At 72.1% G+C, this 6,086-nt stretch carries 4 protein-coding genes; 1 reads left to right on the forward strand and 3 read right to left on the reverse strand.

Annotation, left to right across the window (positions count from 1 at the left end):
* Nucleotide 1: 1 nt before the first annotated feature.
* Nucleotides 2–1,660, forward strand: a complete 1,659-nt coding sequence (yidC, locus tag CKO43_RS02735; RefSeq protein ID WP_200377756.1) for a membrane protein insertase YidC — start codon at nt 2–4, stop codon at nt 1,658–1,660.
* Between the two features lie 80 nt (nt 1,661–1,740).
* On the opposite strand, the gene CKO43_RS02740 is transcribed toward yidC, so the two are convergent.
* From CKO43_RS02740 to CKO43_RS02750, 3 genes are all read right to left on the reverse strand, one after another.
* Nucleotides 1,741–2,652 (reverse strand): hypothetical protein, encoded by a 912-nt coding sequence (locus tag CKO43_RS02740; RefSeq protein WP_200377757.1) that lies wholly within the window; start codon nt 2,650–2,652, stop codon nt 1,741–1,743.
* 8 nt (nt 2,653–2,660) lie between these two features.
* Nucleotides 2,661–3,509, reverse strand: coding sequence for a hypothetical protein (locus tag CKO43_RS02745; RefSeq protein WP_200377758.1), 849 nt, complete (start codon nt 3,507–3,509; stop codon nt 2,661–2,663).
* Between the two features lie 105 nt (nt 3,510–3,614).
* Nucleotides 3,615–6,086 (reverse strand): serine/threonine-protein kinase (locus CKO43_RS02750; protein ID WP_200377759.1); only part of this gene is annotated, 2,472 nt, incomplete at its 5' end.

Below are 6,086 nucleotides of genomic sequence, written 5' to 3' on the forward strand. Positions count from 1 at the left end.
TATGACCGACATTCGCCGCACCATCCTCTGGGTGGTCTTCGTCACCTCGCTGTTCCTGCTGTGGGACGCGTGGAACAAGCACAACGGTCAGCCTTCGCTGCTGGGCGGGCCGGCCCGCCCGGTCGCTGCGGCGTCGGCACCGGGCACATCGGCTTCGGCCGGCGTGCCCAGCGCCTCGCCGACGGCCCAGGCGCCTGCCGGCACCGTGCCGCAGCCGGCGGCAGCGCCCGGTGGCGAGCCGGTCGTCGTCACGACCGACCTGGTCAAGGCCACCTTCGACAGCGTCGGCGGCCAGCTGGTGCGCCTGGAGCTGCTGAAGTACCGCGACGCCAACCACCCGGAACACAACGTCGTCCTGATGGACCGCGTCGCCGCGCGTGAGTACGTCGCCCAGACCGGCCTGATCACGGCCCAGTCCGGCGTCGCGCTGCCCACGCACCTGACGCCGATGACGGCGGTTCCGGGCGCGCGCGTGCTCGCCGACGGCCAGGACAGCCTGAGCCTGCGCTTCGAGTCGGCGCCGGTCGACGGCCGCCGCCTGGTCAAGGTCTACACCTTCAAGCGCGGCGACTACGCCGTCGGCGTGCGCCACGAGTTCGTCAACGGGGGCAGCACGCCGGTGACGGCGCAGCTGTACCTGCAGCTGGCGCGCGACGGCCAGGCGCCCGAGGGCGAGTCGAAGTTCTATTCGACCTTCACCGGCCCGGCGATGTTCACCACCGCCAGCAAGTACAAGAAGATCGACTTCAAGGACATCGCCAAGGGCGACGCCGGCCACGACAAGACCGCCAAGGACGGCTGGATCGCGATGGTCCAGCACTACTTCGCGTCGGCCTGGATCGTCAACGCCGAAGGCGCGCGCGAGTTCCGCACCGCCAAGGTCGGCGACAACCTGTACACGATCGCGATGGTGCTGCCGCTGGGCGAAGTCGCGCCGGGTGCGACCCAGGTGCAGGAGTCGCAGCTCTTCGCCGGCCCGCAGATGGAGAACCGCCTGGCCGAACTGGCGCCGGGGCTGGAGTACCTGAAGGACTACGGCTGGCTGATGCCGCTGTCCAAGCCGCTGTTCTGGCTGCTCGACGAGCTGTATTCGGCGATCGGCAACTGGGGCTGGGCCATCGTCGCGCTGGTCGTGGTGCTGAAGATCGCCTTCTTCTGGCTCAACGCCAGCGCCTACAAGTCGATGGCCAAGATGCGCGCCATCAACCCGCGTGTCATGGAGATGCGCGAGCGCCTGAAGGACAAGCCGCAGCAGATGCAGCAGGAGATGATGCGCATCTACCGCGAGGAGAAGGTCAATCCGCTGGGCGGCTGCCTGCCGATCCTGATCCAGATGCCGTTCTTCATCGCGCTGTACTGGGTGCTGCTGTCCAGCGTCGAGATGCGCAACGCGCCCTGGATCGGCTGGATCACCGACCTGTCGGCGAAGGACCCGTGGTTCATCCTGCCGGTGCTGATGACGGCCTCGTCGCTGGCGCAGGTGGCGCTGGGTGCCAAGCCGCCCGATCCGATGCAGGCGCGGCTGATGTGGTTCATGCCGCTGGCCTTCGGGGTGATGTTCTTCTTCTTCCCGGCCGGCCTGGTGCTGTACTGGCTGACGAACAACGTGCTGTCGATCGCGCAGCAGTGGTACATCAACAAGAAGCTGGGCGTGGCCTGACGGCCAACGGCTGAAAGCCCGATGACAAAGCCCCCGCGGCTCGCGCCGACGGGGGCTTTTTTCTGGGTGCCGCCGGGCGGCTAGGGCTTCCAGCGCTTCAATTGGTCGGTGTCGAGGAAGAAGTAGGGCTTGAAGGCGCCGTCCTGGCGCGTGCCGACCTCGATCGCCTGGACCTCGACCACGAGCGCGGCGTCGACGCTCGACTTGTCGGCGCGCGCCGTGTTCGGCTGCAGGCCGGTGACGTGGCCGTAGACACGCACCAGCCCGCGCGCGTCGTGTTCGCGCAGGGCCTCGATCTCGCGCGCCTTCTCGATCGGCACCTTGACCGTCATCGGCACGTAGCCCGAGCACTCGTCGCTGCAGTTCTGGCCCAGCCCCAGCGCCTTGAACGATGGCTCGTAATGCAGCCGGTAGTTGTAGCCCTTGGCGTCCGAGTAGAAGACGGTGTCGAAGCGGCGGCCCAGGTTCAGCGTCAGGTAGTACTCGCCGGTGGCGACGTCTGGGCCGGCCAGGGTCATGATCTCGCCCATCCAGCCGAAGACGACGTTCAGGCTGTCGCGATCGGGCCTGGCCTCGGCCTTGGCGCGGTCGGCGGCCTCCTGCTTCTTGAAGGCGTTGCTCTCGGCCGTCAGCGCCGGTTGGCGGATGCGCGCCAGCAGCAGCCAGTCGGGCTGCTCGACCGACGCCGCCTGCAGCAGCCAGGTGGCGCCGTAGCGGTCGAAGAGCGCGTCGGGCATCTTCTGGATCTCGGCGTTGCCGGCTTCGCTGACCTCCTGGCGGACGTAGCCGGCGTAGCGCGCCGGCACCTGGAACAGCGGCTGGAGCACGATGCTGCTGACGCTGCCGAAGCTGGTGCTCTGGCGCGTGGTCGGCGCGGCGTCGCCCTGGGCCGGCGGGTTGGCCGGCGCAGCGGCGGAACCGGCCGTGTCGGGTTTGCCGCAGGCCGCCAGCGCGCAGGCGGCGACGGCCGTGAGGATGAAACGCAGCTTCATCACGATGCTCAGGGCTGGATGAAGGCGAGCACGCCGTAGCCGCCACTGGCCTTGCGCACCGTGTGCACGATGACCTGCTTGCTGCCGCCGTCGACCGGCAGCTGGTAGAGCTGCCAGCGGAAGACCTCGCCGTCCTCGGCGTAGCCGCTGTCGGAGAACAGCGCCGGCACGTCGGCGGCGGCGACCGTCAGCACGGTGCTGCCCGAGTCCTTCACCGTCAGGCTGCCGTCGCTGGCGAAGGTCGCCACTGCGCTGCCGTTGCCTGCGTGCACGCCCGTGCTGTCCTGCACGCACCCGTAGGACTGGAAGCCGACGCTGCGCGCCACGTTCGCCGCCTGGGTGCTGCCGAAGACGTCGGTCGCGACGCGGCCCGAGGACAAGACCGCCAGGTGTTTGACCGCGTCGCTGTTGCTCTGGCAGGTGATGAACAGCTTCTGGTTCAGCTTGATGCCGCCGGCGACCGAGGTTGCGGATGGGTCGAAGTAGGAGATCGCGTCCGCCCAGGCATCGGTGGTCACGGCCTGGAACTGGGCGCTGTCGGCCTGCGCCGTCGACGCCGCCACCGCGATGCACTGCTCGGCGGCGCTGGCGCTGCCGTAGACCTCGGTCGCACGCGCCGCCCGGGTGATGCCGTAGGCGCCGGGGAAATAGACGTCGTACGAGGTGGCGCTGCCGCTGCCGCTGCCGCTGCAGATCGTGGCCGCCTGGCCGGCCGTGGGCGGCGTCGCGCTGCCGCCGCTGCCGCTGTCGTCGTCACTGCCGCCGCCGCCGCCGCAGGCACTCAGCGCGCAGGCGGCCGCCAGCATCGTCGCGGCCCATGCCGCCATGGCCAGCGGCCGCTTGTTTCCCTTGCTCATGATCGGTGTTCCTTCAGGGTCGAGTGGTGAACCCACCTGTCGTGCAGGTGCTCACACGGCCCTAACGAGAACGGCGCCCGCCAAGCGCCATCGGCGGACGCAATATCAGCGTGCCAGCGCCTGTTCGAGCGGCCCGAGCAGCGCCGCGTAGTAGCGCTCGCCGCCTTGCTGCCGCAGCCGCGCCTGCCAGGCCTGCAGGCGGCCGCGGCTGTCGTCGTCGAGCCCGCCGCTGGCGCCCAGGCGCACGCCGGCCTCGATCGCCCAGAGCACGCCGCTGCCGTCGGCCAGCGCGACGGCACGCTGCCAGGCGCGGCGTGCGTCTGCCGCGTGGCCGGCGGCGGCGGCGACGTCGCCTTCGCGCAGCGCCAGCACCGCCGTGCGTGCCGGCTGCGCCGCCAGGCGTTGCTGAGCCAGCGCCTGGCCCTGGGCCAGCAGCGCCTGCGCCTGCTCCTGCCGGCCCTGGTGCAGCGCGCTGGCGATGCACATCTGCACGAAGCGCAGCTGCAGCGTCGGCTGCGGTGCGGCCGGCTGCGCGCCGAGCTGCGTGCAGTCGCGCGCCAGCGCCGCCCAGTCGCCGTCGCGCAGCGCGAACTCCATCGTGTTCGCCTGCGCCGTGAGGCGAAAGGCCGGCAGCGCGGCGTTGGCCGGCAGCGCCGCGATGCGCCCGGCTTCGGCGATCTCGCGCCGGGCTTCGTCGCGTGCGCCGCCGCCCAGCAGCAGCAAGGCCAGGTTGGCGTGGCTGCGCGAGAGGATGACGACGTCCTCGCCCATCACGCGGCGGATGACGCCGATGCCGTGGCGCAGCCAGTCTTCGGCGCGCGCCGGCTCCAGCGCCCAGGCGGCGACCTGGCCGGCCTGGTCCTCGGCGGCCGCGGTCTTCCAGTCGTCGGCACCCCATTGGCGGCGGTTGGCCTCGACGCCGGCCTGGGCGGCGCCGAAGGCGGCGTCGAGTTCGCCGCGGTTCAGGTGCGCGACCAGCAACTGCTCGTAGACCGTGCCCAGCGCGTTGCGGCCGGGCAGCGGCGTCAGCAGCTCGGCGGCGCGCTGCAGGTCGGCCAGGTCGGCGTCGCTGGGCGTGTGCAGGCGGGCGCCGAAACCGCCGCGCGCCATCAGCGCGCGCGCCAGGCGCAGCGGGTCCTTCACGCCGTGCGCCTCGTAGGCCGCCAGCGCCTGCTGCGCCTCGGCCAGGCCGTCGGCATAGCGGCCGCTGGCTTCGCGCAGGTCGCGTTCGCCCATCAGCGCGTCGGCCCAGGCCACGCTGCCGCGCCCCTGCACCTGTTCGGCCTGGCGCACCCGTTCGTCGGCCAGCTGCTGCGACAGCGGCGCCAGCCCGAGCTGCTGGGTCAGCGTGCCGAGGTCGGCCAGCAGCCGGTCGCGCGCTTCGGGCTGGCCCTGCAGGCTGTGCAGCACCTGCTGCGCGCCGCGTTCGATGACCAGGCGCAGCGGCATCTCGCGCTCGCGCGTGTCCGGCAGCGGCTTGTGCTCGGGGTTGAAGAGGTCGACGACGAAGCCGTACATCGCCTCGGCGCGCCGGGCTTCGGCCCGCGCCTGCTGCGCCGACTGCAGCGCCCACGCGGTCGTGCCGATCAGCGCGAAGACGGCGAGCGCGCTGGCGCTGACGGCCCAGCGGTGGCGGCCGACGAAACGCCGGGCACGTTCGCGCCAGGGCTGCGGCCGCGCCAGCAGCGGTTCGCCGGCCAGATGGCGCCGCAGGTCGGCGGCCATCGCGTCGATGCCGGAGTAGCGCGCCGCGACCGGCTTGCGCAGCGCCTTGCCGATCCAGGTGTCGAGGTCGCCGCGCAGCGCACGCGCCAGCGCCCGGTCGGCGACGACGGCCGACGGTGCCGGCGGCTCGCATTCCAGCACCGCGTGTTCGAGCGCGTGCCGGTTCCCGGGCTGCCAGGCGGCATAGGGGCTGCGGTCGGTGACGAGGCGGTAGGCGAGCACGCCCAGCGCATAGACGTCCGCGGCGACGCCCGGCTCCTCGCCGCGCACCTGCTCGGGCGCCGCGTACTCGGGTGTCATCGGGCGCTGGCCGTGCTGGGTCAGCCCGGGTTCGCTGCCGCCGTCGAGCAGGCGGGCGATGCCGAAGTCCAGCAGCCGCACCTGGCCGTCGGCCTGCACCAGCACGTTGGCGGGTTTGATGTCGCGGTGGATGACGAGCCGGCCGTGGGCGTACTGCAGCGCGTCGCAGATCTGCAGCAGCAGGCCCAGGCGTTCGGCCAGCGGGCTGCGCCGCGCGTCGCACCAGGCGAGCAGGTCCTGGCCTTCGACGTATTCCAGCGCCAGCCAGGGCAGGCCCTGGGCGCTGGTGCCGGCGTCGTACAGCCGCGCGATGCCCGGGTGCGCCAGGCGCGCGAGGATGTCGCGCTCGCGCCGCAGCCGGCCGGCCCAGGCGGCGGACGGCCCGTGCGGCAGCTTCAGCGCCACCTCGCGCTGCAGCTCGCCTTCGGTCGAATGCGCGCGCCAGACGCTGGCCATGCCGCCGCGGCCGAGTTCGGCGACCAGCGTCCAGGGGCCGACGATTTCGCCGGCGGCGTGCTGTGCCTGCGCCGGCGCTTCGTCGCCGGCACCGGA

The sequence above is a fragment of the Rubrivivax gelatinosus genome (assembly GCF_016583785.1).
Taxonomy (GTDB): Bacteria; Pseudomonadota; Gammaproteobacteria; order Burkholderiales; family Burkholderiaceae_C; genus Rubrivivax; species Rubrivivax gelatinosus_B.

Bases quoted from the DNA above. Each gene is read 5' to 3' on its own strand.
- CKO43_RS02740 (WP_200377757.1), bottom strand. From the start codon at position 2,652: ATGAAGCTGCGTTTCATCCTCACGGCCGTCGCCGCCTGCGCGCTGGCG.
- yidC (WP_200377756.1), top strand. From the start codon at position 2: ATGACCGACATTCGCCGCACCATCCTCTGGGTGGTCTTCGTCACCTCG.
- CKO43_RS02745 (WP_200377758.1), bottom strand. From the start codon at position 3,509: ATGAGCAAGGGAAACAAGCGGCCGCTGGCCATGGCGGCATGGGCCGCG.